Raw genomic sequence first — 26923 nt, 5'->3', positions numbered from 1 at the left:
ACATAAAAATCCTAAAAACATGGAAGAAGACCAACAAAATCAAAACAAAAATGAGAAGCCACGTTACTATGCTACCGACTTCAATGAAATCAAGGAAAATCTCTCTGATAAAGAGAAGCTGCTCTTCGAGAGATACAAGGAAATGCTGAGCGGCATCATCCCTGCTGATGATGCTCCATCCCTCAAGACCCTCCTCAATCACCTGAAGAACATCAGCCAGAAAACCATGAAGCTGATGGCTGGAGGAAAGCTCGACATCCAAGTGACCTGCCCGAAATGCGGAAAGCGTCACTGCTTCATCAAGGTAGATAACGGATTGACCCACTGCTGGTCGTGCAACTGGAGCGGATACCTGGAGGAGATGAAATCACTGCTCGGAAAGGGCAGCGGTAAGGTGAACGGAAACTACTACGCCAATGCCCAGAAAAAGCAGCAGGATGAACACAAGGCCAAAGACTACGTGCCCATGCTGCCCGACGACTTCCGCGAGATAGATGCCGAAACCCGATCCTGGCTCTACCCCATCTACCCCTTCAAGACCCAGGAAGAGCAGCAGCAGTTCATCGACCACTTCCACCCCGCCAACCTCCTCTCGCGCCATCCCAAGTCCCGTCCCCTGATTACCGCCAGCGAACTCGCCTCGCTCCAGTCGATGGTGCAGCGATACATCCAGGCAATGAAGCTCTCGCCCGACATCATCGTCCAGGAAGGAGTGATGTGCGCATGGATGAAGCAGAATGCGGATGACACCAAAAGCGAGGACCCGAAAGGCGTGGAGATGGTGCCTGCCATCGCCTACTGCAACTACCTGGACGGCAAGATCATCAACGTGAAGTTCCGCTCCGTGCAGCAGCACCCCATCACCGGCGAGTGGAGCAAGCTCTTCTGCCAGGTTTCACCCACCAAGCCCTGCGCTCCCTACGGCATCGACAGCATCAACCTGCTCCGACCCGACGCTCAGCCCATCCGCCAGCTCATCATTACCGAGGGCGAAAAGGACCGGCTCACGCTGATGACCTGCGGATTCCCCTACGTGCTGAGCATCGCCAACGGTGCCAGCACCAACATCGAGGAGAGTCACGAGGCTTTCGACGAGTGGATTCAGCAGGCAGGCGAAATCATCATCTGCGGCGATACCGACCGCCCGGGCCGCCGACTGGTGAAACTCCTGATAGAGCAATACCAGACCCGCGCCAAGGTTACCACGCTGCCGCAGGGCAAGAAGGACATCAGCGAGGTATATGATGCCTTCGGAAGCCGCGAGGTGCAGCGAATCATAGCCGAGGCGCAGGGCATCAGCGACGCCGACATCTACGACCTCTCCGAGCACAAGGAGGACATCCTCGACATCATGATGGGCAACTACGACCGTGGCTACGAGGTGGGGATGGGCGGACTCACCGACGGCATCTTCCACCCCACTTCCGAGGGCGGACTCATCATCCTCACCGGTCGCCCGAACTCGGGAAAGACGGATTTCCTCAACTGCCTGATGGCGCATCTGATGTACCACAACCAGAAGCGCGTGGCGTTCTTCTCGTTCGAGAAACCTATCAAGGCAAGCACGTGAGGGAGATTGCCCGCATAGCCCTGGGGGTGAGGAACACGGAGAATATGGACGGCGCTGAATCGCCCGAAGAGGCAAGGCAGGAGAACCGCAGGGTGCTGGATTTCCTGTCGGAGCACATGGTGGATTTCGACACGAAGACCCGTCTGCCCGACAGCAACTACATCATCGGAATGATGGAGGCGATGATGAACCGCAAGAAGCAGAAGATAGATTATCTGGTGATAGACCCGTATGTATTCATCAACATGACCGAGGGCGGCAGCCGTGCCACGGAGACGGAGAAGGTGAGACTGATGCTGACAAAGCTGCAGGCATGGAGCCGTACGCGCCACATCTGGACGGTGGTGGTGGCTCACCCGAGAATACAGTACAAGGACGGTCACGAGGCATTTCCGCCGCTGGATATCTACTCCGTAGCGGGCAGTGCCCAGTGGGCGAACCTCGCCGACTTCCTGCTCACCGTAAACCGAATCTCGAAGCCCGAGGAGGGAAAGATGTTTACCATCGTAGAGATGCTGAAGGTGAGAGACCAGGAGTTCTGTCATCCCGGAAAGGTGTACTACGTACGCCAGCCCTGCGGCAGATACGACGAAAGGGAATCGGAAAACGACTGCATAGCCGAGGCGATGCAGGGCAAGGTGCTGGCGAAGGACGATGAACCCTGGAGATAATGAATTTCAAAAAACGATACGCCTATGACAAGAGAAGAGTACAACGAGCTGAGAGCCCGTGCCCACGAGCAGATGCTCGACGACTATAAGTGGATGCTGGATCAGGAATCGGGCATCCGGGAGTGGCGATGTCCCAAGAGATGGATCATCGAGTTCGTACATGATGTGAGCGACTATGTGATGGTGAGGAGCAGCGGCGAGGAGGACGTGGGCGATGAGTGGCACGACGATCTCCTGCGCCCCATCCCCCTGCAGAAGCTCTACCGCCAGTTCTTCCAGAAGAGCTGCATTCCCCCACCCAATCATCCCGATAAGGCGCTGAGCAAGCTCAGGGGCATGGAGCAGCGCAACAGCATCTACCCCGACAGCATCACGAGATTCTACATGGAGCAGCTGCAGAAGAATCCTCCCTGCCGCATCATCGAACTGCTGATCATCGGAGCAGAAGAAAGCTGAATAAAGCCTCTTTTGGTCTGGAACAGAGGCTCTTTTACCCTGCAATAGAGCCTCTTTTGGCGAAGAAATGAGCCTAAAACAAACGTTACGTTAGGCACATTTCCGACCCAAAAGAGGCTCAAATGATTTCCAAAACGGGGTAACCCTCAATGTAACCCTCACAGTAACCCCCAAACCCTTGACAAACTCGAAAAAATTTCGTATCTTTGCATCGTAAACCAATCAATAATGCTTAAATAATGCTTATGGAAACACACACAATGTTAGAACTGGAGAGGATGCAGCAGATGCTCCTCTCCACTCACTTCGCCCTCGGAGAGTTTCTCCGCTCAGGCACCGCCATCAAGTATGGCATCGACAACACTCCACAAAGCTCCATGGTCATCATCCGTCTGATGATGCTGTGCGAGCAGGTGCTGGAACCACTTCGCCTGCATTGCGGCATCATCACCATCACGAGCGGGTATCGCTGTCCGCAGCTCAACCTAGCCGTACATGGCGTACCGGGCAGTCAGCATACCCTGGGCGAGGCTGCCGACATCTTCATCCCGAACGAGGAAATTCTGGCGAAGTACAGAAAATTCATAGAATCGAGCTGCACCTTCGACCAGCTGATCCTGGAGCCTCGCGGCGCCTCTCCCGGAAAGCACCGCTGGCTGCACGTCAGCTATACCATGCGACGCAAGAACCGTCAGCAGGTACTGATGTAAAATTTTCTCTAACAATACATAAAAACAGAAAGGAGATACAAAATGAAGAAAGACACATGGAAAACCGTTATCCAGATTGCGATTTCTATTCTCACGGCGATTGCCACCACCCTGGGGGTAACCTCGTGCATGGGTAGCTAACGCAGATTCTGCGGATTCTTATTCATCGTTTTTTACTTCATCGTTTTTTACTTCATCGGATTACGCGGAGAAATCGGAACATTCTTGCTTCCCGGATTACGCACGGATTTTAGACGGAAAGCGACCTGTTCGGTCGAGGCACTTAAACCACCTGTTATAAGATCACGCTGTTCCGGTTCCTCAACCGAACAGATCGCTTTCCGGTTCCTCGACCGAACAGATCGCTTTCCGGTTCCTCGACCGAACAGGTCGCTTTCCGTCTAAATTCCGTGCGTAATCCGTGCAGCAAGAATGAAATCCGATAACTCCGCGTAATCCGATGAAGAAAAATCCGATGAAGAAAAATATCCGATGAAGAAAAAATCGAAGAAAGAAAAATGATTGTTTAACCCTTTAAATCTAAATGAGTATGGCAAAATTCAGAAAAGTGAAGAACAACCGCAAGAACTCCCCTACCAGGGGAATGATCTACGGTAGAGCTGTAGTGAACAAAGTGGTGCACACCAGAGCCATCGCCAAGAAAATCACCGAGCGATGCACCGTGACAGAACCGGACATCCTAGCCGTGATCAACGCCCTGATGACAGAAATCTCTGCCAACATCGCCGACGGCAACAAGGTGGTGCTCGACGACTTCGGAAGCTTCAAGCTCGGCATCAGAACTACCCCAGCCGAAAGCGCCAGAAAGTTCACCGAAGCCAACATCAAGAACAAGTACATCATCTACTCACCTTACTCTGTCATGGACCAGGGCAAGCGAGTAAAGCCGATGCTCAGTGGCATCAAGATGGAGGAACTGACCGAGTACAACGGCATCGAAGACAAGGAAAATGGCGGCGGAACTTCAGGCGGAACTTCAGGCGACACCTCCGGCGGCACCGACAAGGACAACCCAAGCGGAGGCAACCCTCCATCAGGAGATACCGGAAAGGATAACACCGGAGGCGGTGAATCAGGCGGCGACGACAATGTAAATCTCTAAAATCAAGACTGAGCATTCCAAAAGGGATGCCCAGTCTTCTTTTTTTTTCCACAACACCATTTAACAAATAATCAGAAACATAAATAATATGCAAATAAAGTGAAAAATGTTTGGTACTTTCAAGTTTTCAGCGTAACTTTGCAACTGGAAAATTGAATCAACAGCGGCTATCCCCAAAAAGATAACGCTCTTATATAATAAAGGAAAGAATATGAAGACAATGGGTTTTAGAAAATTTATAACGCTATCTTTATCAACGGTTTGCGCCCTATCTCTCAGTTCATGCTTCAAGGATGAACCCCTCAATGCCGAATGCGACATCGAGCAGGCATACATACACCCGGGAAGCTGGCTGAAGCTGTGGTTCACAAACGCATCGGATACGCTCGTCAACGTGCAGAGCGACCAGGACAAGATAGAATTCACCATGAAGCCATTCGCCAGTCTCAAGAAGCAGGCACCGATGTTCCGACTCACCCCGGGAGCCACCATCCAGCCGGAAAGCGGAAGTGTACACGATTTCTCCAAAGGTCCTGTTACATACGTGGTTACATCGGAAGACAAGCAGTGGACCCGCACCTATCAGGTGAGCATTAAGAAGGGTCAGACCACCATGAGCAAGGAGTTTGAATTCGATTTCGAAAACCCATACCTCAGCAAGGGATACTACAACTGGCAGGAAAACTGGAATGGTGATCTCCTCGACATCTGGGCAACCGGAAACCCGGGATTCAAGATCAGCAACCCATCAGCAAAACCGGAGCAATATCCTACCGTGATGATAGAAAACGGCTATCAGGGAAAGGGCGTGAAGCTCACCACCCAGCGTACCAGCAAGCTTGCCGATATGGTGAGCAAGCCTATCGCTGCCGGCAACCTCTTCATCGGACAGTTTGATGCCACCGATGCCCTGCGAGATGCCATGAAAGCCACCAAGTTCGGTCGCCCATTCAGCTTCAGCGCCAAACCGGAAAAGCTGGAAGGCTGGTACAAGTATCAGGCTGGCGAGAAATTCACCGACAAGAATATGAACGAACTGAACCGCCATGACTACGGAACCATCTATGCCGTGCTCTATGAGAACATCGACGAGAACGGAGATGCAGTAGTACTCTATGGCGATAACGTACAGAGCAGCAAGCAGATAGTAGCTCTCGCACTGGTAGGCGAAACCCGCGATGACAACGGCAAGATAGCCATCGGCAACACACCGGAATGGCATTACTTCAGCGTAGATTTCGATTATCAGTCCTACGGCAAGACCATCGACCCTGTGAAGCTGAAGAATGGCGGTTACAGTCTGGCCATCGTCTGCTCATCCAGTTCTGATGGCGCCAACTTCCTGGGAGCCGTAGGCAGCACCCTCTGGGTGGATAGTTTCAAACTGATTTGCAAATAAGAAGAGGAGTAAACGGCAATGATGAACTGTAGAAAAAACTATAGAAAGAACTGTAGTATGAAAAAGATAACAGTATTGGCACTCCTGCTGGCATGCGGCACAGCATCATGGGCAGGAGACGGAAATAGCGCCTGGAACAAATATCTCCACGGCTATGAGTATCAGGCACGCGTGGCGTATAACCTGGGCGGCACAGCCCCTGTCGGCATGCCTGCCACCATCCGCACGCTTCACAGCTACACCCTTCGCCCTAACTTCAGTCTGGGCGTGGATGCCTATCACCCACTCTCCGGAAACTGGGGTTTCGTGGGAGGCATCCGCTTCGAGAACAAGAGCATGAAGACCGATGCGGGCGTCAAGAACTACTACATAAAGATAGTTCGTGGCGGCGAGGAGCTGCAGGGCGTCTTTACGGGCGATGTAGTGACCAAGGTGGATATGAGTCTCATCACCGTTCCGCTCCAGGCAACATACGATGTATGCGATAATCTCCGCTTCAAGCTGGGTCCATACGTAAGCTATGTTACCTCGAAAAAATTTGAGGGCTGGGCATACGATGGTTACCTCCGCCGCCAGGAGGAAGGTCATCCGAAGGGCGACCCGACGGGACAGAAGATAATGCTGGGTCATGACGAAGGCGAACGTGGCGACTACGACTTCAGCGACGACATGCGCAACTGGCAAGTGGGCGTAGATTTCGGAATAGACTGGAAGCTGAGCGACCGCTGGGGCATCTGCGCCGACCTGAGCTGGGGTCTGAACGGCATCTTCAAGAAGGATTTCGAGACCATCGAGCAGACGATGTATCCTATCTACGGCAGCATCGGCATCACGTATCAGCTGAAGTAACAGATCATATTCTGAAGATATTTATATAATAATGTACGCGTACATTATTATATATAACACAAGAGATATAAACAACAATTATTCATTAACATAAAAAAGAGAAGACAATGAAAAAGTTTATTTATTTGATGGCCATGGTTTGCACCCTTGGCTTCTTCACCGCTTGTAGCAGCGATGATGACAATGATGAGAAGGGATTTGTACGCAACGAGAAGATTGAAGGTACCTGGAAGGTACAGGAAGCTGGTATGGATCCAACAACCTACGATCCAACAGGTTCTGTAGTATTAAAGTGGGAAGGTTCTGACGATGCAGTTATCGAGATTCCTGGTCTCTTTGATGAGCCATATCCAGTAAAGGATGCCATCAAAATGGCTCCAATGCTGCTCAACAGCCAGCTCAGAAGCGTTTTGCAGGATGTAACCTTCAATGAGAAGGGTCAGATTTCTGCAACCTACAAGGAAGAGGCTGATGACAAGGACTGGAAGGTAGCCAGCGATTACGCTACATACCAGGTAGTTAACGAGAATATGATTACCTTGTTCCTGAACACAGCCAAGATTATCGCAGACATCGACGATGCTCAGGAGCAGGCTATGGTAGCCGGCATGTTGGATCAGTTTAAGACCGGTATTCCTGTACACGTATCTTATCCAGCAGCCAACAAGGTATATTTCTATGTTGACAAGGATTTCGTAGCTCCTATCATCTCTATGCTTTATGCTCAGGTTAACAAGATTCCTACTACAGGTATGGACGCAGAAGATAAGGTCCAATTCCAGATTTTGAAGACTGTTGTCAACCAGCTTCCTGCCATCATGGATAAGACCACCAAGTTTGAGGCAGGTCTTGAGTTGATCAAGTAAAGCGGAAAGCTTATAAATGATAAGAACCCCAGCTATCTTTTGATGGATAGCTGGGGATTTTTATTTGCTTCATAACGGGAACATAGGAATTCCTGGAAAAGAAAAATCCTCAGCTATCAAAGATAACTGAGGATTCCTTTAAAAATCTTTCAAATTACTTCACCTTAGCAACGATAGCCTTGAAAGCCTCTGGGTTGTTAACAGCGAGGTCAGCGAGAACCTTACGGTTGATCTCGATACCAGCCTTGTGAAGAGCACCCATCAACTGGCTGTAGCTCATACCATCGAGGCGAGCAGCAGCGTTGATACGCTGGATCCACAATGCGCGGAATGTGCGCTTCTTGTTACGACGATCGCGATAAGCGTAGGTAAGACCCTTCTCCCAAGTGTTCTTAGCTACTGTCCATACATTCTTGCGAGCTCCATAGTAACCCTTAGTGAGCTTCAAGATTCTTGTTCTTTTTGCTTTAGATGCAACGTGATTTACTGATCTTGGCATAATTTTTTTTCTTTAAAAGTTCGACTAAAAAGTTAATAATTAACGGAGGCAGAGCAAGTCGCGAACCTGCTTCAAGTTTGAACGGTCTACGAGAGTCTCGCCGAGGAGATTTCTCTTCTGCTTCTTTGTCTTCTTAGTCAAGATGTGACTGTGATAAGCGTGATGACGCTTAATCTTACCTGTACCGGTGAAACGGAATCTCTTCTTTGCGCCGGAATTAGTCTTTACTTTTGGCATTTTTACTTTTAATTTTAAATTGTTATTTATTATAGCGATGGCAACGCATATACCAGGGCGTTACGCATCTTTTTTTCTATTTACTCAGCCTCTTCAGCGAGTTTCTTCAGGCATCGCCGCCTTTGGCATTGGCGAGCAAGCCATTCTTCTCGGCATTGGCAGCGCGCTCTGCATCAGCAGCAGCCTTAGCTTCAGCCTCTCGCTTCTCACGGTCCATCTTCTGCTGGCTCTTCTTAGCTGTGCCGGCCTTCTTAGGACTCATGTAGAGGAACATCTTCTTACCTTCGAGCTTTGGCATCTGCTCTACCTTACCGTACTCCTCCAAATCATTGGCGAAACGGAGAAGGAGAACCTCACCCTGCTCCTTGAAGAGAATTGAACGGCCACGGAAGAACACGTATGCACGTACCTTGTTGCCCTCGCCGAGGAACTCCTTAGCGTGCTTGAGCTTGAACTGGTAGTCGTGCTCATCGGTCTGAGGTCCGAAACGGATCTCCTTGGTCTCCACCTTCACCTGCTTCTGCTTCATTTCCTTGGCATGTTTCTTCTGCTGGTAAAGGAACTTAGAATAGTCAACAATACGGCAAACTGGTGGTTGGGCATTAGGAGATATCTCGACTAAGTCAAGCTCTTGCTGACGTGCCAAGTCCAACGCTTTACGTGTAGGCATCACTTCAGCTCCGCCTTCACTTACTACTCTCACTTCACGTACGCGTATCTGTTCGTTTACGCGGTACTGATTTTTCATTTTGTCATTTTTCATTAACTATTCGATATATTCAACGTTTTTTGATTAAACGGCTGCAAAGTTACGCATTTTCCGTGAAACCACCAAATTTTCAGCGGGTTATTTTCATTTTTAGGCTTATTTTTATTTATTTATGGTTTTATTCATGATGTTATTCATCGGAATACGCGGAGTTATCGGAATTTTCATGCTCAACGGATTACGCACGGAATTCAAACGGACTTCGACCTACGGTCGATGGAGGCAAACGCCATAAAGGAGGACAATATTACTAATAGCGCACTAAACGCCTGAAATGGAATGATGGATTGCCGAAATTCATCAGGAAACCAACTTTATAGCCTGTTATTTTTAAATAGTTGATGACTTGAGATTCACAACTGGTATCCAAATCTGTCACTGCTTTCAACTCCAATATCACCTTATTATCTATCACGAAGTCTGCCACATATTTACAGGCCAACGTTTTCCCATGATACACAATATCCAATGGTTTCTCTCGTTCAAAAGGTATCCCCATTTCAGATAGAACCACAGCCAGAGCCTCCTGGTAAACCTTTTCAAGAAAGCCACACCCCAATTCCCGATGCACCTGATAAGCTGCAGCCAGAATCTTATCCGTCAATTCCTTATATAACAATTCCATACCTATAATATTTAAATTCATATAACACAAATAGCAAACCTCATCCTCACACCCATTATCGCTAGAATGCCATCGACCGAAGGTCGAAATCCGTTTAAATTCCGTGCGTAATCCGTTGAGCAGAATGTTCCGATAACTCCGCGTAATCCGATGAAGAAATCCTATGAAAAACAGAATCTCCCACAGAAAAAAAAGAATTCTGCGGGAGATTCAAATAAAAAATATCCTATGAAAGAAGGATTACTCCTCAGCTGCCTTCAGCTGCTCTGCAACCTCGGCGTTGATGCGCTGAGCAAACTCTTCCATGCTCATGGTAGCCTGCTCGCCACCACCCTGCTTACGCATGGAAACGAGGCCCTCGGCACTCTCCTTCTCACCTACGATGACCATATAAGGTACGCGCTTCAACTCGTTGTCGCGAATCTTGCGGCCAATCTTCTCGTTACGATCATCCACCAAAGCACGAACACCCTGCTTGTCGAAGTACTGACGTACCTTCTGAGCATAGTCGTTGAACTTCTCTGAGATAGGAAGAATAGCAACCTGGTCTGGAGTCAACCACAATGGGAAGTGACCGGCTGTATGCTCGATGAGAACGGCTGTAAATCGCTCCAATGAACCGAATGGTGCACGGTGGATCATCACAGGAGTCTTCTTTGAGTTATCCTCAGCGGTATATTCCAGCTTGAAGCGCTCTGGCAAGTTGTAATCCACCTGGATGGTACCCAACTGCCAGCGACGGCCGATGGCATCCTTCACCATGAAGTCGAGCTTAGGACCATAGAAGGCAGCTTCGCCAACCTCCTCACGAGTCTCAAGCCCCTTCTCCTCGCAAGCCTCGCGGATAGCGTTCTCACTCTCAGCCCAGATCTCCTCAGAACCGATGTACTTCTCGGTATCCTTAGGATCGTGGAGAGAAATCTGTGCCTCATAGTTCTCGAAACCGAAGATCTTGAATACCTTCAGGATTACGTCGATTACGTTCTCGAACTCTGACTTCACCTGCTCTGGACGAACGAAGATGTGAGCATCGTCCTGGGTAAAGGTACGAACACGAGTCAAACCGTGGAGCTCACCGCTCTTCTCATAGCGGAATACGGTACCGAACTCAGCGATACGCAAAGGAAGATCCTTGTAAGAACGAGGCTTACGAGCGTAGATCTCACAGTGGTGAGGACAGTTCATTGGCTTGAGCATATACTCCTCATCCTCCTCTGGAGTCTGGATAGGCTGGAAAGCATCCTTGCCATAGTGAGCATAGTGACCAGATGTAACATAGAGACTCTTGCCGCCGATACCTGGACAGATAACCTCCTGATAGTTATAAGGCTTCAGGAGAGAACGGAGCAACTCCTGCAGACGCAGACGGAGCTGAGTACCCTTTGGCAACCAGATAGGAAGACCCTTACCCACACGCTCTGAGAACATGAAGAGCTCCATCTCCTTACCGATCTTACGGTGGTCGCGCTTCTTAGCTTCTTCGAGAACCACCAGGTACTCGTCGAGCAACTTCTTCTTAGGGAAGCTGATACCGTAGATACGGGTCATCTGCTCGCGCTTGGCATCACCGCGCCAGAAAGCACCAGCCACACTTGTAATCTTCACAGCCTTGATAAGACCCGTGTTCAGCAAGTGAGGACCACGGCAAAGGTCGGTGAAATTGCCCTGGGTATATGTGGTGATGGTACCATCCTCCAAGTCCTGCTCAATGTGCTCGCACTTGTACTGCTGGCCATCAGCCTTGAACTCAGCGAGTGCCTCAGCCTTAGCCACCTCCTTGCGAACCACTGGCTCGTTCTTCTTGGCAAGTTCCATCATCTTAGCCTCGATCTTAGCGAAATCATTCTCTGAGATCACCTGACCCTCAGCAGGCATCACGTCGTAGAAGAAACCACTCTCTACAGCTGGACCGAAACCAAACTGGATGCCTGGATAAAGTTCCTGGAGAGCCTCTGCGAGCAAGTGGGCAGAAGTATGCCAGAAGGTATGCTTGCCCTGCTCATCCTCAAACTTGTAAAGTTCTACACTTGCGTCCTCATTGATAGGACGATTCAACTCTACTGTCTCACCATTGACACCGCAAGATACAACGTTGCGAGCGAGAGCCGGTGAGATGCTCTCGGCGATTTGCAAACCAGTAACGCCCTGCTCGTACTCACGAACAGATCCGTCTGGGAATGTGATTTTTACCATAACAACTTAGTATTTTTATTAAATCGCCTGCAAAAGTACGATTTCTTTTTGTAACAAGCGAATAAAAATGCATTTATTTTGCTAAACTTTGCTAATACCTCTTTATTAACAATTATTTTCCGTATCTTTGCAGCCGACAAAGTGACAAAATGTAAAGAAACAAAAAAAATGGCAACACCAAAGATTCTCATCATTTACACGGGAGGTACCATCGGCATGGGAAAAGACCCGGTGACAGGCGTGCTGGAACCGCTCGACTTCAACCATCTCGTCTCATCCATACCTGAGTTCAAACTCATCCAGGCAGAAATCGACGTGCGAAAATTCGACCCACCTATCGACTCCAGCGACATGGATCCGATGAGATGGGCAGAAATCGTGAGCATAATAGCCAAAAACTATAATGACTACGACGGATTCGTGATCCTGCACGGCACGGATACGATGGCATACACCTCATCCGCCCTGAGCTTCATGCTTGAGAACCTGACCAAACCGGTGATCCTGACCGGTAGCCAGCTGCCTATCGGCGAACTGCGTACCGACGGCAAGGAGAATCTGATGACAGCCATCGAGATAGCATCGGCAAAGGACGAGAACGGCAGACCGATGGTGCCGGAGGTTTGCATCTTCTTCAACGGCAAGCTGATCAGAGGCAACCGCGCCATCAAGATCAATGCCGAGGGATTCCACGCCTTCGAATCGTTCAACCATCCGCACCTCTGCGACGTGGGCATCAATTTCCAGTATCACAGGCACCACATCCTCACTCCGGATTACGACAAGCCGATGATACCCCATCTGAGACTCGACCCGAACGTGATCGTGTTCAGTCTCTTCCCGGGCATCCAGGACAACATCGTGCGCCACGTGATGGAATCGCCGGATCTGCGAGGCATCGTGATGCGTACCTCGGTTCGGGAAATGCGCCACATGCGCCTTGGATCATGCGACTGCTGGATGAAGCTGCCCACCGAGGCGTGAACATCGTGAACATCAGCCAGTGCCTGACGGGTAGCGTGGAGATGGAGAGATACGGCGCCGGATTCCAGTTGAAGACCGCCCACGTGATCAGCGGTCACGACTCTACGGTAGAGGCGATGGTAACGAAGATGATGTACCTGCAAGGCAGATATGATGACAACCGCAAGGTAAGGGAGATGCTGAAGCAATCGCTTGCAGGCGAGATTACCTTATAAATCGGGATGATGGCATAAATCGGGATTATGGCATAAATTGGGATTATGACATCAATCGGGATTATGCATCAATAGAGAACACGGTATAGACGGAACTGAGTGTATAATTTGAGAATACACTATAAAAATTCATGTCGATAAAGATGTGTAGTATGTAAATCTTTTGCTTCGGAGCACTTACCTCTTCAGAAGGTAGGTGCTCTTTTTCAATCAATTACGAGAAAAGCGCATATTTTTGCAGATAATATTCGGTTTTAATTAAAAAAGTTTAATTTATAGAAGTTTTTGGTGCAAAAAAAATCTGCGTACCGAAATTTTTCTTATCTTTGTCGTGTGAAAAGTTGCTATTGGGAGCTATAAAGCAAAAATTTGTTGCAATCGATTGCACTTTCCCAGCCGTAAGAAACATTAGGAAATACGACTATAAATATAAAGATAAGAAAAGATGAAATGACTAGGAATGGGCAGCAATGCCCACGATAATCTATCTCATTCGATCAATCAAATAATAAGTTTAATAAATCAACAAAAACCTTTTTAAATTATGCAGAGTAAAGCGAAAAAGTACGGTGAGTATGTAGAGATTACAGCTCCTGTAGAAAGAACAACATCAGAAGAGTATCCAACTTTATTGGGCGGAGAAATCTGGTACAACTAGAATTCAAGCAAAAGAGTATTATCGGAAAGCTAAACTCCAGGAAATCTCCCGGAAAAGCTAGAATCCAATAGTAGAAAAGTAACAAGAATTTTGGTTCAATCAATCATCTGGTACGGCTATTTTGGCAAGCATGTACATCAAGAATCCGTTAAGAGAGAAATCAAGGAAGCGCCAAGGTCTATCCCTTGCAGGTTTGTCATCTCGCAGATAGATAAGATTCTACGATTTCATACCTCAACTCTTAACAAAACAATATAGGCTCAATCCTCGACCGCCAGATCGAAGATTGAGCCTTTATCGTTTCTCACCCACAGAGGTATAATTCAAAAGTCCCACAGATTTCACAGATTTACACAGATTTAATTCTGCAAGGTCGAGAAAAAAATCTGTGTAAATCTGTGAAATCTGTGGGACTTAAAAAAATATTCAATCCGTGGGACTTAAAAAATTCAATCCGTGGGACTTAAAAAAATTCAATCCGTGGGATTAGTGCTTGCCGCAGCAGCCACCCTCTCCGTGATGATGCTCGTGCTTGATGCCGCCCTCTACAGCCTGATGCTGATCGCGGAGCAGATCATTCACGGTCTTCACAGGGTTGAAGGTGCCCAGAGGAACCTCTACGAATACGGTGTTCCAGTCGCTCATCGCACCATTCCAGAGACCAGGCAATTCGAGTGCCTTCAAATCCTTACCGTTCTTGCTCTTGCTGGAGATGAAACCGGTGGATGGATCTACGAACTTAGGAAGATCAAAGGCATTGCCTGGTAATCCTTGGTAGCGCAGACGAGATCTACTGGGTTGAAGTGTGTACCCTCGGTAAACATCTTCATGTACTCCTCATTGTTCTTATCAATCTGTGAGCTCTCCAGAATCTGAAGACTTACAGTGCCATCCTGATTATAGGTAAGGAATGGACCACCACCAGGCTCGCCCACGTTCTTAACCACACCGCAGACACGCATAGGACGGTTCAACTTCTTGCGCAGATAGATAACCAGTTCGGCATCCTCCAGCTCCTTGATATCAGCCTTGCGGCAGCAGAGGTCGCGCTGAACGAAGTGGATAATCTCCTCCAGCTTCTCGTGGTTATACTGTCCGGAATCCAAAACCTTCAAGTAATTGAAAGCCTGCTTCTGGAGAGTAACCAATACACCTGCAATCACCTGCTTCCAGGTAACAGTCTCTGCCTTCAGGCGATCTGGAACCACGTTGTCGATGTTCTTGATGAATACTACATCAGCATCAATCTCGTTGAGGTTCTCGATGAGTGCGCCATGACCGCCCGGACGGAATAGCAATGAGCCATCCTCGTTGCGGAATGGAGTGTTATCCGGATTGGCAGCGATGGTATCGGTGCTAGGCTTCTGCTCAGAGAAAGAGATGTTGTACTTGATGCCGTAGCGCTGTGCATACTTATCGGCCTTCTCTGCTACCATCTGCTTGAAGAGTTCCAGATGGTCGTGAGAAACGGTGAAGTGAACATTTGCCTCGCCGTTGCTGCTTGCATAGAGCGCAGCCTCTACCAGGTGCTCCTCCATTGGAGTGCGAACCTCGTCCTCATACTCGTGGAACTGGAGCAATCCCTTAGGCAACTGACCGTAGTTCAATCCCTCTGGCTTGAGGAGATTAGCCACGACAGCCTTGTAATCACCCTTCTTGATGAGGCACATGATGCCCTTCTCGTTGTTGACGTGGCACTTATCGCAGAGCGCCTTGCGGAAAGCAAACTTCTTGATATTCTCGAAGAATTGTTTTTCGAAGTCAGTAGTAGGAACATCGTATGGAGCATCCAGGAACGCAAACATGTTCTTGAACATACGGCTAGCCGCACCTGAAGCAGGTACGAACTTCACAATCTTGTGACCCTCAGCCTTGTAGTCGTTCCACGCTTTCTCGTAGTCCTCTACTTCCTGAGCTGTAGGAGCCATGATACCCTTACCGATGGCAGCCGCACCCTCGAGTTTGAGGAATGGGAAGCCATTCTTGATTTGTTCCAACTGGTGTTCAATCTGCTGCTCGGAAATGCCGCGAGCAGCGATTTGGTTTAGATCTTGCTGATTCATAATACCATATTTATGTTAAATTTACACTATATGTGCTACAAAGATAATAGTTTTTTCTGATAATCAGAAATATTTCCGCTTTTTTTTGTACCTTTGCATTGAAAATTTAACGAAGTACGCGTTTTTTAACGCTGAAACGCCATTGTTTGTCAAATTTAAAATGGAATATTGCGACATGGTTAGTAAATTATCAAAGGAGCACGACCGAAGGTCGGGGCTATCACATTACCTCTATGGGGTATCTAACTTGTTCATCAGCGGAACCGGTATAGGCGGATTATCTCCTATGATTACCGGAGACGAGATGGGAGTATTTAATTACGTCTGCATCATTGCAGGCTCATTGAGCGCTATAAGCTTTGCTTTATTTGCGAACAATGTAATGAAGTATAACGATTAAAAACATTATATTATGGAAGGATTTGCTTTAGTAATGTGTATAGGAGCTGTTATTGGTATGAGCTTAGCCATTTGGAGCTACACCAAATCTGGCAGAAAGTGGATAGACAATTTATAATCCAAAACTATCGAAATGATGGATGGATTAATGTTTATTTTTTCGCTGGGGCTAATTATCAGCAGCAGCTTCGCCATCTGGCTTAACACAAAGTCTGGCCAGAAATGGATAGACGAGTTATAACAACTCAATAACATATAATCAACGGGAGGGAACGACAATGAACGAAACACCTTTTAAATTCACAACCGAAGAAAGAGAGCAGACACTCCAAATCCTGGAGCGCCTGAGAAACGCCGTGGGCGACACATTCAAGCCAGGCGATGAGCAGCATCTGCGTGAAGACATACAGCATGCCTTCATCAACCACCAGATCAAGCGCAACGTCTTCGGCATGAACCCTATACTCGCAGCCCTGCAGACAGCAGAAATCGCTGTGAACGAAATCGGTCTGAAACGAGACGGCATCATCGCCATCCTGATGCAGACCAGCGTCATCGACGGCTATCAGACCATCGAGGACATCCAGCAGAAATACGGCGACAGCGTGGCACACATCATCAGTGGACTGCTCCGCATTCACGATCTCTACAAGCGCAACCCGATCATCGAGAGCGAGAACTTCCGCAACCTGCTCATCTCCTTCTCAGAAGACATGCGCGTAATCCTCATCATGATTGCCGACCGCGTGAACGTGATGCGACAGATACGTGATACCGAACAGAAGGAGGCAAAGCACGAGGTAAGCGAGGAAGCCAGCTACCTCTATGCCCCACTCGCCCACAAGCTGGGTCTCTACAAGCTGAAGAGCGAGTTGGAAGACCTGAGCCTGAAGTATCTGGAGCACGATGCCTACTATATGATCAAGGAGAAGCTGAATGCCACCAAGGCTTCGCGCGATGCCTATATCGCCCGATTCATCCAGCCTATCAAAGAGAAACTGGATGCTGCCGGACTGAAATATCACATGAAAGGACGCACCAAGAGCATCCACTCTATCTGGCAGAAGATGAAGAAGCAGAAGTGCGCCTTCGAGGGCGTGTACGACCTCTTCGCCATCCGCATCATCATCGATGCGCCTAGAGAGAAGGAATACATGCTGTGCTGGCAGACCTTCGCCCTGATTACAGATATGTATCAACCGAACCCGAAGCGTATGCGCGACTGGCTCAGCGTGCCTAAGAGCAACGGATATGAGAGTCTGCACACCACCGTGCTGGGACCGGAAAACAAATGGGTGGAAGTCCAGATTAGAACCGAGAGAATGGACGATATCGCCGAACACGGTCTGGCGGCACACTGGCGCTACAAGGGCATCAAGCAGGGAGAAGGAGGCATAGACGAATGGCTTGCCAACATCCGTGCCGCTCTGGAAAACAACGACGACCTGCAGCTGATGGACCAGTTTACCACCGACTTGAAGGAAGACGAGGTATATGTGTTCACCCCTAAGGGCGACCTGCTGAACTTCCCGAAAGGCGCCACGGTGCTCGACTTCGCCTACTACATCCACTCTCGCATCGGAAACACCTGCGTGGGCGGAAAGATCAACGGCAAGGCGGTAACCTTCCGACAGGAACTGCACTCGGGCGACCAGGTGGAAATCCTCACCCAGAGCAACCAGAAACCACGCAGAGAATGGCTCAACATCGTGCAGACTTCCAAGGCAAAGGCTAAGATCCGACTAGCCCTGAAGGAAACGCAGAAGAAAGATGGACTCTATGCCAAGGAACTGCTGGAACGCCGATTCAAGAACCGCAAGATAGAGATTGACGAGAGCACCATGGCGCGCATCATCAAGAAGATGGGATACAAGGAGACCTCTGATTTCTACAAGGATGTGGCGGAAGAGAAACTCGACGTAAACACCGTGGTGGAGAAATACATCGAAGAGCGTGACCACGATCTCAACCTGAGCAACGCCAACAAGCCTGCCGAAAGTGCCGAGAACTTCGAGTTCGAGAATCCTACCGAGGAACTGCTGAAGCAGAGCGACGACGTGCTGGTAATAGATGAGCACCTGAAGGGCATCGACTTCGAGCTCTCCCACTGCTGCCACCCTATCTACGGCGACCCTATCTTCGGTTTCGTAACCATCAGTAAGGGCATCAAGATCCACCGCATCGACTGTCCGAACGCCAAGGAGCTGCGCCGCCGCTTCGGTTACCGCATCGTGAAGGCAAAATGGAGCGGAAAGGGTACATCGAAGTATGCCATCACCCTGAGAATCATCGGAAACGATGATATCGGCATCATAAGCAACATCACCAACATCATCTCGAAAGAGGATAAGCTCGTGATGAGAGGCATCAACATCTCATCCAAGGACGGTCTGTTTTCGGGAAATGTAACCGTGATGATCGATGATGCCGGCAAGACGGATGCACTCATCAAGAAACTGAGCGCCGTAAAGGGCGTAAAGCAGGTTACGAGAATATAAATTGGTTTAAAGAAAATATAAAACCAACCGTATTGGAAAGCATAAAAATCAATGTTACAAAAAAAATCCCGCAGAATTTTGCTTTGCGGGATTTTTTTATTATTATTTCATCTTGTTCAAGCACTTATTTCGCCTTATTCAATCGCTTGATTACCGAGTAGGCATCATACAAGCCCAGCTCTCCAGCCTTGGAAAGATCCTGGATACCAGCCTGCTTGTTGCCACTCTTGGCACGTGCGATACCTCTATTATAATACGCCTCTGCAAGACGGTTGTCAATCTTCAGCGCAATGGTATAATCATCTATCGCCTTGGAAAGCTCGTTTCTTCCGGCATGCAGATTACCCCTGTTATAATAGATGTAGGCATTGTTGCTGTTCATGCGGATGGCATCGCTGAAATCAGCCTCGGCAGAATGGATATTCACCACACCCTTGCCCTGAGCCTTGTTGAACTCATCCATCTCAGCCTGGCAGACGGCACGTTGCCAGTATGCCAGTGCATTCTTATCATCCAGCGAGAGATAATAGGTGAAATCGCTGATGGCAGCCTCGAAATCGCGCAATACGCTATGAGCATGGCACGACGCATCAATATCGCCTTCTTCTGCTCGATATCCTTCGCCACACTCAGTTCTGCCGAAAGCTTATCGATGAGAGAGAAGATCTTCATAGAACCGTTCTCATCCAACTGCTCCTTGGAACATACGATATAAACCTTGTCCTTCATCTTCTGGTTCATTGCCTCCACATCCTTGTCAAAAGCCTGTACCCCACTCACATTCTGAGTGTTAGGGAAGTAAGAAAGCTGGAACATCGGCAGATAGGCAGTCTCTACCTGGCGGTTCTGGATTCTTCCACGATACTCGCTCTTGTAGTTATGCTCATACTTCGGCTCATCATCCACCACAATAGAGGAGAACTTGTTTGGGTCTATCTCCGAACGCTTGCGCATCTCCTTCTTGGTCTTCGCACTCCAGCGAGGCTGGATACCGAGATGCTTGTTCATCTGCGCCTTGAAAATGCGGAACTCATCCAGCTCTGCCTTCGCCGTCATACCCAGTCGGCGATAGCAATGAGCACGGGCAGAAAGACCAGTCCAGAAGTTAGGAAACTGATCGATTACCGTAGTATAATCGCGGATAGCCGCCTTCAGGTTTCCCGTCTTGTCATGCAGCAGCGCACGGTTGAATATCGCCATGAAGTTCTTCGGCTCCATCTTGATGACGAAGTCGAAATCGGTGATGGCACGGTTGTCATCACCCAACTGCACACGCATCAGTCCACGGTTGTAGTGAGCGAGGAAGTTGTTCGGATCCAGGTCGATAGCGGCATCATAGTCGCTCATCGCACCTCGCAAATTGTTGATGTTGATACGAGCCAATGCTCGGTTGATGTAACTGTTTACATTGTTCGGCTTGAAGTGAAGCGATTTGGTGAGCGCCTCATCAGCCACCTTCCATTCCTTCCGTGCAAGCGCCATATAGGCACGTGTAATCCAGGCATCCCCATCGTATGGATTCAGCTTCAGGCTCTGGTCGAGCCACTTCTCAGCCTGCACCGTATCCTTCTGGTGCAGATACACCTCAGCCTTCAGGGAGTAGGCATTCGAATAATCCTTCCACTTGGTGATGACCGTATCAAGCTCCAGCTGTGCCTTGTCGTAATTCTTCGCCTCCATCTGGCAGAGCGCACGGTTGAACCAGTAGTTGCGGTTGCGGGGTTCCAGTCGGATGGCAGAATTATAGTCGGCAATGGCATCATCATAACGCTGCTGACGGATGCGGCAGATGGCACGCAAGTCGTAGATATCGTTGATATAGGGATTGAGATTAATCGCCTCTGAGGCATCACTCTCGGCACCCATAAAGTCATCGAGATTAAACTTGGCGACACTGCGGTAATACCAAGGCTCATAGAGATAAGGCTTGGCACCGATGGCTAGATTAAAATACTTGATAGAAAGAACGAAGTCCTCGTAGAAGAGAGCACTTCTGCCCGCCGTAACGAGGCGGTCAACTCTATATTGCGCTGATGCTGACAAAGCCGCCAGCACCAGCACAAAAGTGAAAATAAACTTTTTCATCGACGAATCTTGGTACGATAGCTGCAGCGGAACTTACCCTTGATAATGTTCTTGAGCTTGCCAGCTATCATGTTCTTACGGAGAGGAGACACGCGATCCACGAACATCGTGCCCTCCAGGTGATCGAACTCATGCTGCATCACGCGAGCCAAGTAGCCGCTCACCCACTCATCATGCTCCTGGAACTGCTCATCCATATACTTCACATGGATACGGGTAGGACGCACCACCTTCTCATTGATGCCAGGAATAGAGAGACATCCCTCATCAGAAGTATCCTTCTCAGCCTCCTCATCATACTCCAGGATATGAGGATTGATGAAGGCATGACGGAATCCCTTATACTCAGGGAGATCATCGCTGAGCACATCGAGATCGATGACTACCAGGCGGATAGCCAAGCCTATCTGAGGCGCAGCCAGACCGATGCCATTACTCGAATCGAGAGTCTCGTACATATTATTGATTAATTCCTTCAACTCAGGATAATCGGGGGTGATATCTTCAGCCACTTTTCTCAATACAGGCTGACCATAAATATAAATTGGTAAAATCATCTTCTTGATTGCATAAAGTCTTGTAATATGATGGTAGCACTTATCTCATCTACCAATCCCTTGTTTTCTCTTCTCGCCTTCTTCTTCACGCCGCCGTCTATCATGGCACGATGCGCCAAAACCGACGTAAAGCGCTCATCATAGTACTCGATGGGCACCTCTGGATGAGCCTTGCGCCAGCGGTTGAAGAAATTCTCCACACGCGCCAGGTTCTCGCTAGGCTGCCCATTGGCTGGGTAGGCTTACCGATTACGATGCGCTCCACCTGCTCCTTCTGGATATAGGCTTCGCAGAATTCGAAAAGTTCGGGCGTAGCAACAGTTGCCAACCCATTAGCAATGATCTGTAATGGGTCGGTAACTGCCAGTCCGGTACGTTTCTTACCGTAATCTATAGATAAAATTCGCATTCAGTTACGAAATTTCTAATCTTCTATGTGAAACGTGAAAATTACTTCTTCATAAGCAACCAAGCATCTGGATACTTGCCAGCGCGGAGCTCGTTGCGGCTCTTTACAGCACCCGCCTTATCTACGAATGTAGAAGCAATGACACGATACATGTTACGTTCACTGTTGTAAACAATCTGAGAATCATAACCAGCGCTCTTCAGAGTGCTAGCCAATCCCTCAGCATTAGCCTTCAGAGAGAAAGAACCTACTACTACGCTGAAGTTCTGCAGACCAGCACCTGAGACGAGATCTACATTCTCCTGACGAACGGTAGCATTATCAACTTCTGTAGTTGTGCTCTCTGTAGGAGTTGTTGTTTCCAATGGAGTAACTACTGGTTCCTGAACAGCTGGTTCCTGCTGAGCCTCCTGCTGCTGTGCCTTCTCGTATGCCTTCTTGTAGGCACTTTCCTTAGATGTACCACAACTTGCGAGTGCCAGAACAGCACACAATCCTAAGCTCAAAACTGATAATTTCTTCATAATCTTTTCTAAAATTGTATTTGTGTTTACTTTAATATTTCATATTGCTTCACCTTATTATATATAGGCACCTGCCAGAATGTGAATTCTGCCTATACCTTATTATATATAGGGGCAATGAATAGCTTTACGCTTTTATTCTGCGAAAATACAAAATATATCCCAAAGAAAGAAACGTTTTCAGCATAAAGATTGTTAAACACAAGGTAATACAACACTTTTAACGAAAAATTAAGACTTAAAAGCTTGTTTTTTGAAGAATAATTCGTATATTTGCAATTGATAAGCGAAATAAGTGCATCTGGACTCAAAAACTCCAAAATGCCATCGCCATCACACAATTAACATCAATATATTGTATAACATTTAAAACTTTTAGATTATGAAGGCATTAGGTTACATTGGCGCATTCCTCGGTGGCGCTATCGCTGGTACAGCACTCGGTATGATTTTTGCTCCTGAGAAGGGTGAGGATACTCGCAGCAAGATTGCTGGAGCTGTAGAAGATTTCTGCAAGAAGCACGACATCAAGTTGACACGCAAGGACGTTGACGACTTGGTTGACGATATCAAGGATGTTGCCCCTGAGGTTTAAGCCCCACCCAACTACCCTGAGATTTCGACAAGTACAACATATTATTACTTGAATAAGCGATAAGAATGTTTTCGAGCGATAAGAATGTAGAAACCATCGGGCAACTCGTAGAGGTGCTCAAGCATTACATCGGGCTCAGATCTGAGTATATGAAACTCGATGTAGCTGACAAGGTGGTAAGACTGCTCGCTGCACTGATCATGGGATCGCTGCTGCTGACTCTCCTCACCTTGGCTCTGATATATCTTTCGTTTGCTGCCGCATTCGCCATGGCTGATTACGTAGGCTTGGCACCTGCATTCTGCATCGTGACGGGAGCATACTTATTGATACTGGTTCTCTTCATCCTTTTCCGACATCAATGGATTGAAAAACCACTCGTGAAATTCTTAGCCAGCCTGCTTATGCAAAAATAAAAAATGAGCATGATGATGACAAACGAGCCAAACAAAGACAATATGTACCTGGACGACGACAGTTGCCCACAGTACAACAGCCTCAACGACATCAGACTGCGCAAGGAAGCACTTCGCAAAAGCATAGAGGCAGACGACAAGAAGATCAAGACCCTGTGGAACTCTCTCTTCACCAAGCCTGACGCCTTCAAGAAAGACGCAAGCAGAGGCAAGAGACTGCAAAGTATGATGTCTATTGGTATGGGAGCTTTCGATGGAGCTCTGCTGGCGTGGAAGCTCTACCGGAAATTCAAGAAAAAGAAATAAGAGAATTCTTCTATCTCAAGAGAAAGATATGAATGAAACTATCATAAGAAATGCGGCCTTGCAAAAGACCGCATTTTTTGTGTTTTAATAGGGTATAAAAACAAAAAAAGGGTCACCGCTGTGACCCAATACCTTGTTAACCTTAAATCTAATACTATGAAAAACACACATGCAAATGTAGAAAGAATATGCGAACCCCACAAGCTTTTTCTAAAAAAAATGCTATTTCTTAAGCCTATTTAACCTTATATGTTGCACTTTTTTATTTCTTTCAGTTTCATTAAGACTTATTTTTCGTCAATTTCCAACTCCAAACCATCGTAGGCAAAGCAAAAACCAGCAGGAAGCTGGGCATTGGCAGCATCATGCAATCCTACCTGATGAGTAACGTGAGTAAGGTAGGTCTGCTTCGCTCCTATCCTGCGCGCCACACGGATGGCATCATCTACCAATTGATGGCTATGATGAGGTTTATCGAATCGCAGCGCATTGATCACCAAGGTCTCTACTCCATCCAGATAAGCATACTCTTCATCACCCATCATCTTCATATCCGTGATGTAGGCAAACTTGCCGAAACGATAGCCCAGGATAGGCAGTTTATCGTGCATCACCCGGATAGGCATAAACCCGATATCTCCAATCTGATAGGAATGATGGGGTACGATGGTATGCAGCTTCAACTTGGGAGCACCCGGATAGAGCTTCTCCGCGTCCTTAGGGAAGCAGTAAGGCATCGTATGCGGCAATGTCTCTGTGGTGATTTCATCGCCATAGATATTGATATCACCATAAACACAGAAACCACGCAGATCATCGATACCTCCCACATGGTCGTAATGGATATGCGTAATCAGCACACCATCCAGCTTGCGGAAAGGAACCCGCAGGAGCTGCTGACGGATATCCGGTCCTGCATCTATCAGAATACGGGTACGCTCAGTCTCTATCATCACCGCACAGCGCAAACGGTTATCCCGGGGATCCTTGCTGCGGCACACCTCACAACCACAACCTAAAACAGGAACACCGCTAGATGTTCCTGTTCCCAATAATGTAATCTTCATTAATATTCAATTTTTTCTCTGAAAAACAAACGAATTCCTCACTTTTCGTTCTTCACTTTTCGTTCTTCACTCTTCGTTCTTCATTCTTAGTTCTTCACTTTACATTCACTTCCGGGTGGATATCAATGCCAAACTTCTGCTTCACATCCTTTCTGATGGTCTCACAGAGATTGACAATCTCCTCGCCCGTAGCACCGCCACGATTCACAAGCACCAATGCCTGCTTGTCATGCACACCGGCACGGCCCAGGCTCTTGCCCTTCCATCCGCACTGATCGATCATCCATCCTGCAGGAATCTTCTCATGCTCCTCATCGATGGTATAATGAGGCATGCCCGGATACAGGGCAGCCAAAGCATCATACTTCGCCTTCTCTACGATAGGATTCATGAAGAAGCTGCCCGCATTGCCCTGCACCTTAGGATCAGGCAACTTGGCATTACGGATCTCGATGATGACATCACGAAGCTGCCGGGCTGTAGGATGCTCGATGTTCTTAGCCGCCAGAGATGCACGGATGTTACCATAATCCAAGTCTGGAGCATAGGTCTTCTTCAGACGATAGATGACATGGGTAACGAGATACTTGTCTCTCCACTCATGCTTGAACTTGCTCTGGCGATAGCTGTACTGGCAATCCCGGTTATCGAAAACCACCACCTTGCCGGTAGCAATCTCTACAGCCTCCACCTTATATATTATATCCTTTGCCTCTACTCCGTAGGCACCGATATTCTGGACAGCACTTGCTCCTACTTCGCCCGGAATAATACTCAGATTCTCAGCACCATAGAAGTCATGCTCAACCGCATAGGCCACCACATCATCAAAAACCTCGCCGCTACCACAGTTCAGGAACACCCAATCTGGATTCAGCAGGTCATCATCATGCTCAGCAGCAGCCAATTCTCTATTCTCAAGCACCTCAATGCCCTTGATGGCAGAATGGAGCACCGTGCCCTGATAATCGCCTGTCAGCAGGAGATTACTGCCTCCACCCAGGATGAGCAGCGGCTGATCGGCAGTCGTAAGCCCAGCCACAATCTGCTGCGCCTCTTCTACCGATGAGTATTCCAGGAATCGCTTGCACTTGGCATCGATTCCAAACGTATTGTGAGCCAACAGGCTATAGTCTCGGATATCCTTCATATCTGGTTATTTCTAAAAATCAATAAAAAAACACAATCACTAATCAGTAATCACTAATCGCTATATTTACATCTCCAGCTTCATCAGCTGCCACTTACCCTCGATTCTCTTGAAGGTAAGACGGGTTTCCAACCCATTGGCAATACCGCGAATCACAAAGATTTTCTGGCTGCTCTCCGTATATTTCTGTCCATAGATGATATTATATATCATACCATGAGGCAACTGCGGCGCAAAAGCAGGCCAGGTCTCAGGCTCAATCTCACCCGTCATCGTACTGAAATCATCATCAGGATCAGGACCGGTAAACTTCACCGGATTATGCAGATGGCGAGCCTGGAAAGCCGTATCCGCAGCAAAGGCACCATAGAACTTCAGGAAGCTGGCATTCATATTCTGATACATCGGCTTGTAATTGATGCTGGTCATCATCCACTGACCGTTGATGCGGTTGAAGAGGAACTGCTGAACCACCTTTCTACTATAGAACACCTTCTCTACCACCACATGATCGATGGTGGTATCCTTCACCAGGTTCATCTGCTTATGGTTATCGAAAATAAGCGTATAGTAATCCTGGCGCATGAAGAAATGTTCCATCTTCCAATGTCGCTTCTCGATGTGCTTCTTTAATTTATCATTACGATATACTGCCAGAGGGAAATGGATGCGTTCCATCTGAAGTTTGCGACTGGCTGCAAAATTGAACAGGAAATCATCAAACAACTCGTCTGCTGCCTTCGGCATCGGAGTCTCCTCTATCAATTTCTCAGTTGAGTCCATAGCTTGTGTGTCGGCTACGGCAGTATCAGCCGCAGTCGAATCAACGGCGGGTGCCGGCTTCTTGTCTGTGCATCCTACAGAGGTGAAGCAAACGATGGTAAGCACCGCCAACATGACTGTTATCAAAGAGAGTTTCTTCATAAACTTATAAAATTTCTCAAATTTTCTATGCAAAAGTACAACTTTCTTTTGAGATATTTCATATTTTAAGCAAAAAATGTTATCTTTGCACTCAAAATAGATGAAT

Annotated in this window: 23 protein-coding genes and 4 pseudogenes; 14 read left to right on the top strand and 13 right to left on the bottom strand. The window is 48.0% G+C overall.

Annotation, left to right across the window (positions count from 1 at the left end):
* The first annotated feature begins 19 nt into the window (after nucleotides 1–19).
* The 9 genes from DW830_RS05895 to DW830_RS05860 all read left to right on the top strand — a co-directional run bounded on the left by DW830_RS05895 (nucleotide 20) and on the right by DW830_RS05860 (nucleotide 7644).
* Entirely contained in the window at nucleotides 20–1570 is a 1551-nt protein-coding gene (locus tag DW830_RS05895) for a bifunctional DNA primase/helicase (protein WP_119249242.1), read from the top strand.
* A 44-nt stretch (nucleotides 1571–1614) separates the two neighbouring features.
* Nucleotides 1615–2241 (top strand): hypothetical protein, encoded by a 627-nt coding sequence (locus DW830_RS05890; protein ID WP_147487226.1) that lies wholly within the window; start codon nucleotides 1615–1617, stop codon nucleotides 2239–2241.
* Nucleotides 2242–2265: 24 nt separating this feature from the next.
* Nucleotides 2266–2697 carry a hypothetical protein gene (locus tag DW830_RS05885; protein ID WP_119249240.1) on the top strand — a complete coding sequence of 144 codons (432 nt, stop codon included), beginning with the start codon at nucleotides 2266–2268 and terminating at the stop codon, nucleotides 2695–2697.
* A gap of 260 nt (nucleotides 2698–2957) precedes the next feature.
* Entirely contained in the window at nucleotides 2958–3407 is a 450-nt protein-coding gene (locus DW830_RS05880) for a D-Ala-D-Ala carboxypeptidase family metallohydrolase (RefSeq protein WP_228112949.1), read from the top strand.
* Nucleotides 3408–3449: 42 nt separating this feature from the next.
* Nucleotides 3450–3548 (top strand): smalltalk protein, encoded by a 99-nt coding sequence (locus DW830_RS15805; protein WP_158573450.1) that lies wholly within the window; start codon nucleotides 3450–3452, stop codon nucleotides 3546–3548.
* Nucleotides 3549–3957: 409 nt separating this feature from the next.
* Nucleotides 3958–4530 carry an HU family DNA-binding protein gene (locus DW830_RS05875; protein WP_158573449.1) on the top strand — a complete coding sequence of 191 codons (573 nt, stop codon included), beginning with the start codon at nucleotides 3958–3960 and terminating at the stop codon, nucleotides 4528–4530.
* Between the two features lie 211 nt (nucleotides 4531–4741).
* The gene (locus DW830_RS05870; protein ID WP_233544399.1) at nucleotides 4742–5929 is read left to right on the top strand and encodes a PCMD domain-containing protein; all 1188 of its coding nucleotides are present in this window, start codon (nucleotides 4742–4744) and stop codon (nucleotides 5927–5929) included.
* Nucleotides 5930–5986: 57 nt separating this feature from the next.
* A complete protein-coding gene (locus DW830_RS05865; protein WP_119249237.1) occupies nucleotides 5987–6778 on the top strand; it encodes a porin family protein in 792 nt (263 codons plus the stop codon).
* 107 nt (nucleotides 6779–6885) lie between these two features.
* Nucleotides 6886–7644 (top strand): hypothetical protein, encoded by a 759-nt coding sequence (locus DW830_RS05860; protein WP_147487225.1) that lies wholly within the window; start codon nucleotides 6886–6888, stop codon nucleotides 7642–7644.
* A 154-nt stretch (nucleotides 7645–7798) separates the two neighbouring features.
* Here DW830_RS05860 and rplT read toward each other — a convergent pair whose 3' ends face one another.
* The 5 genes from rplT to thrS form a co-directional block, all read right to left on the bottom strand.
* Nucleotides 7799–8143, bottom strand: a complete 345-nt coding sequence (gene rplT / locus DW830_RS05855) for a 50S ribosomal protein L20 (RefSeq protein ID WP_006846863.1) — start codon at nucleotides 8141–8143, stop codon at nucleotides 7799–7801.
* Between the two features lie 39 nt (nucleotides 8144–8182).
* Nucleotides 8183–8380, bottom strand: a complete 198-nt coding sequence (gene rpmI / locus DW830_RS05850) for a 50S ribosomal protein L35 (protein WP_022111351.1) — start codon at nucleotides 8378–8380, stop codon at nucleotides 8183–8185.
* A gap of 106 nt (nucleotides 8381–8486) precedes the next feature.
* Nucleotides 8487–9143, bottom strand: coding sequence for a translation initiation factor IF-3 (infC, locus tag DW830_RS05845; RefSeq protein ID WP_119249235.1), 657 nt, complete (start codon nucleotides 9141–9143; stop codon nucleotides 8487–8489).
* 256 nt (nucleotides 9144–9399) lie between these two features.
* Nucleotides 9400–9774, bottom strand: coding sequence for a GxxExxY protein (locus DW830_RS05840; protein ID WP_118311265.1), 375 nt, complete (start codon nucleotides 9772–9774; stop codon nucleotides 9400–9402).
* Nucleotides 9775–10014: 240 nt separating this feature from the next.
* On the bottom strand, nucleotides 10015–11967 hold the full coding sequence (thrS, locus tag DW830_RS05835; protein WP_119249234.1) for a threonine--tRNA ligase: 1953 nt from the start codon (nucleotides 11965–11967) through the stop codon (nucleotides 10015–10017).
* 168 nt (nucleotides 11968–12135) lie between these two features.
* On the opposite strand from thrS, the pseudogene DW830_RS05830 reads away from it, so the two are divergent.
* Nucleotides 12136–13166: pseudogene (locus tag DW830_RS05830) on the top strand (asparaginase).
* A 1144-nt stretch (nucleotides 13167–14310) separates the two neighbouring features.
* Here the strand turns inward: DW830_RS05830 and DW830_RS05825 are convergent.
* Nucleotides 14311–15890: pseudogene (locus tag DW830_RS05825) on the bottom strand (DUF4301 family protein).
* 674 nt (nucleotides 15891–16564) lie between these two features.
* Here DW830_RS05825 and DW830_RS05815 point away from each other — a divergent pair.
* Nucleotides 16565–18784 carry a RelA/SpoT family protein gene (locus DW830_RS05815; RefSeq protein WP_119249233.1) on the top strand — a complete coding sequence of 740 codons (2220 nt, stop codon included), beginning with the start codon at nucleotides 16565–16567 and terminating at the stop codon, nucleotides 18782–18784.
* A gap of 124 nt (nucleotides 18785–18908) precedes the next feature.
* Here the strand turns inward: DW830_RS05815 and DW830_RS05810 are convergent.
* The 4 genes and pseudogenes from DW830_RS05810 to DW830_RS05795 form a co-directional block, all read right to left on the bottom strand.
* A pseudogene (locus tag DW830_RS05810) lies at nucleotides 18909–20869 on the bottom strand (tetratricopeptide repeat protein).
* Nucleotides 20866–21426 (bottom strand): peptide deformylase, encoded by a 561-nt coding sequence (gene def, locus DW830_RS05805; RefSeq protein ID WP_118311235.1) that lies wholly within the window; start codon nucleotides 21424–21426, stop codon nucleotides 20866–20868. Before def ends, DW830_RS05810 begins: the two are co-directional and overlap by 4 nt.
* Nucleotides 21423–21835, bottom strand: a pseudogene (gene ruvX, locus DW830_RS05800) (Holliday junction resolvase RuvX). The gene def and the pseudogene ruvX overlap by 4 nt, the downstream one beginning before the upstream one ends.
* A 41-nt stretch (nucleotides 21836–21876) precedes the next feature.
* Nucleotides 21877–22359: an SPOR domain-containing protein gene (locus DW830_RS05795; RefSeq protein ID WP_119249232.1), complete on the bottom strand. Its 483-nt coding sequence runs from the start codon at nucleotides 22357–22359 to the stop codon at nucleotides 21877–21879.
* Between the two features lie 382 nt (nucleotides 22360–22741).
* Between DW830_RS05795 and DW830_RS05785 the strand changes: the two genes are divergently transcribed.
* The 3 genes from DW830_RS05785 to DW830_RS05775 all read left to right on the top strand — a co-directional run bounded on the left by DW830_RS05785 (nucleotide 22742) and on the right by DW830_RS05775 (nucleotide 23676).
* Nucleotides 22742–22954, top strand: coding sequence for a YtxH domain-containing protein (locus tag DW830_RS05785; RefSeq protein WP_089544569.1), 213 nt, complete (start codon nucleotides 22742–22744; stop codon nucleotides 22952–22954).
* Nucleotides 22955–23019: 65 nt separating this feature from the next.
* A complete protein-coding gene (locus DW830_RS05780; protein ID WP_119249230.1) occupies nucleotides 23020–23370 on the top strand; it encodes a phage holin family protein in 351 nt (116 codons plus the stop codon).
* A 9-nt stretch (nucleotides 23371–23379) separates the two neighbouring features.
* The gene (locus DW830_RS05775) at nucleotides 23380–23676 is read left to right on the top strand and encodes a hypothetical protein (protein WP_317125374.1); all 297 of its coding nucleotides are present in this window, start codon (nucleotides 23380–23382) and stop codon (nucleotides 23674–23676) included.
* 287 nt (nucleotides 23677–23963) lie between these two features.
* Here DW830_RS05775 and DW830_RS05770 read toward each other — a convergent pair whose 3' ends face one another.
* The 3 genes from DW830_RS05770 to DW830_RS05760 all read right to left on the bottom strand — a co-directional run bounded on the left by DW830_RS05770 (nucleotide 23964) and on the right by DW830_RS05760 (nucleotide 26817).
* Nucleotides 23964–24743 carry an MBL fold metallo-hydrolase gene (locus tag DW830_RS05770; protein WP_119249229.1) on the bottom strand — a complete coding sequence of 260 codons (780 nt, stop codon included), beginning with the start codon at nucleotides 24741–24743 and terminating at the stop codon, nucleotides 23964–23966.
* 94 nt (nucleotides 24744–24837) lie between these two features.
* On the bottom strand, nucleotides 24838–25893 hold the full coding sequence (gene murB, locus DW830_RS05765) for a UDP-N-acetylmuramate dehydrogenase (RefSeq protein ID WP_119249228.1): 1056 nt from the start codon (nucleotides 25891–25893) through the stop codon (nucleotides 24838–24840).
* A gap of 66 nt (nucleotides 25894–25959) precedes the next feature.
* Complete coding sequence (locus tag DW830_RS05760) at nucleotides 25960–26817, bottom strand: DUF4348 domain-containing protein (protein WP_119249227.1); 858 nt, start codon at nucleotides 26815–26817, stop codon at nucleotides 25960–25962.
* Nucleotides 26818–26923 lie beyond the last annotated feature (106 nt).

This window comes from Prevotella sp. AM34-19LB (genome assembly GCF_003468525.1).
Classification (GTDB): domain Bacteria; phylum Bacteroidota; class Bacteroidia; order Bacteroidales; family Bacteroidaceae; genus Prevotella.
The sequence above is the reverse complement of the archived record's forward strand: the minus strand, read 5'-3'. Positions and strand labels throughout refer to the sequence as shown.

Bases quoted from the DNA above. Each gene is read 5' to 3' on its own strand.
- DW830_RS05795 (WP_119249232.1), bottom strand. From the start codon at position 22,359: ATGAAGAAATTATCAGTTTTGAGCTTAGGATTGTGTGCTGTTCTGGCA.
- DW830_RS05890 (WP_147487226.1), top strand. From the start codon at position 1,615: ATGGACGGCGCTGAATCGCCCGAAGAGGCAAGGCAGGAGAACCGCAGG.
- thrS (WP_119249234.1), bottom strand. From the start codon at position 11,967: ATGGTAAAAATCACATTCCCAGACGGATCTGTTCGTGAGTACGAGCAG.
- def (WP_118311235.1), bottom strand. From the start codon at position 21,426: ATGATTTTACCAATTTATATTTATGGTCAGCCTGTATTGAGAAAAGTG.
- DW830_RS05875 (WP_158573449.1), top strand. From the start codon at position 3,958: ATGGCAAAATTCAGAAAAGTGAAGAACAACCGCAAGAACTCCCCTACC.
- infC (WP_119249235.1), bottom strand. From the start codon at position 9,143: ATGAAAAATGACAAAATGAAAAATCAGTACCGCGTAAACGAACAGATA.
- DW830_RS05780 (WP_119249230.1), top strand. From the start codon at position 23,020: ATGTTTTCGAGCGATAAGAATGTAGAAACCATCGGGCAACTCGTAGAG.
- DW830_RS05865 (WP_119249237.1), top strand. From the start codon at position 5,987: ATGAAAAAGATAACAGTATTGGCACTCCTGCTGGCATGCGGCACAGCA.
- DW830_RS15805 (WP_158573450.1), top strand. From the start codon at position 3,450: ATGAAGAAAGACACATGGAAAACCGTTATCCAGATTGCGATTTCTATT.
- rpmI (WP_022111351.1), bottom strand. From the start codon at position 8,380: ATGCCAAAAGTAAAGACTAATTCCGGCGCAAAGAAGAGATTCCGTTTC.
- DW830_RS05770 (WP_119249229.1), bottom strand. From the start codon at position 24,743: ATGAAGATTACATTATTGGGAACAGGAACATCTAGCGGTGTTCCTGTT.
- DW830_RS05880 (WP_228112949.1), top strand. From the start codon at position 2,958: ATGTTAGAACTGGAGAGGATGCAGCAGATGCTCCTCTCCACTCACTTC.
- DW830_RS05885 (WP_119249240.1), top strand. From the start codon at position 2,266: ATGACAAGAGAAGAGTACAACGAGCTGAGAGCCCGTGCCCACGAGCAG.
- DW830_RS05785 (WP_089544569.1), top strand. From the start codon at position 22,742: ATGAAGGCATTAGGTTACATTGGCGCATTCCTCGGTGGCGCTATCGCT.
- DW830_RS05815 (WP_119249233.1), top strand. From the start codon at position 16,565: ATGAACGAAACACCTTTTAAATTCACAACCGAAGAAAGAGAGCAGACA.
- murB (WP_119249228.1), bottom strand. From the start codon at position 25,893: ATGAAGGATATCCGAGACTATAGCCTGTTGGCTCACAATACGTTTGGA.
- DW830_RS05860 (WP_147487225.1), top strand. From the start codon at position 6,886: ATGAAAAAGTTTATTTATTTGATGGCCATGGTTTGCACCCTTGGCTTC.
- DW830_RS05870 (WP_233544399.1), top strand. From the start codon at position 4,742: ATGAAGACAATGGGTTTTAGAAAATTTATAACGCTATCTTTATCAACG.
- DW830_RS05840 (WP_118311265.1), bottom strand. From the start codon at position 9,774: ATGGAATTGTTATATAAGGAATTGACGGATAAGATTCTGGCTGCAGCT.
- rplT (WP_006846863.1), bottom strand. From the start codon at position 8,143: ATGCCAAGATCAGTAAATCACGTTGCATCTAAAGCAAAAAGAACAAGA.
- DW830_RS05760 (WP_119249227.1), bottom strand. From the start codon at position 26,817: ATGAAGAAACTCTCTTTGATAACAGTCATGTTGGCGGTGCTTACCATC.
- DW830_RS05895 (WP_119249242.1), top strand. From the start codon at position 20: ATGGAAGAAGACCAACAAAATCAAAACAAAAATGAGAAGCCACGTTAC.
- DW830_RS05775 (WP_317125374.1), top strand. From the start codon at position 23,380: ATGATGATGACAAACGAGCCAAACAAAGACAATATGTACCTGGACGAC.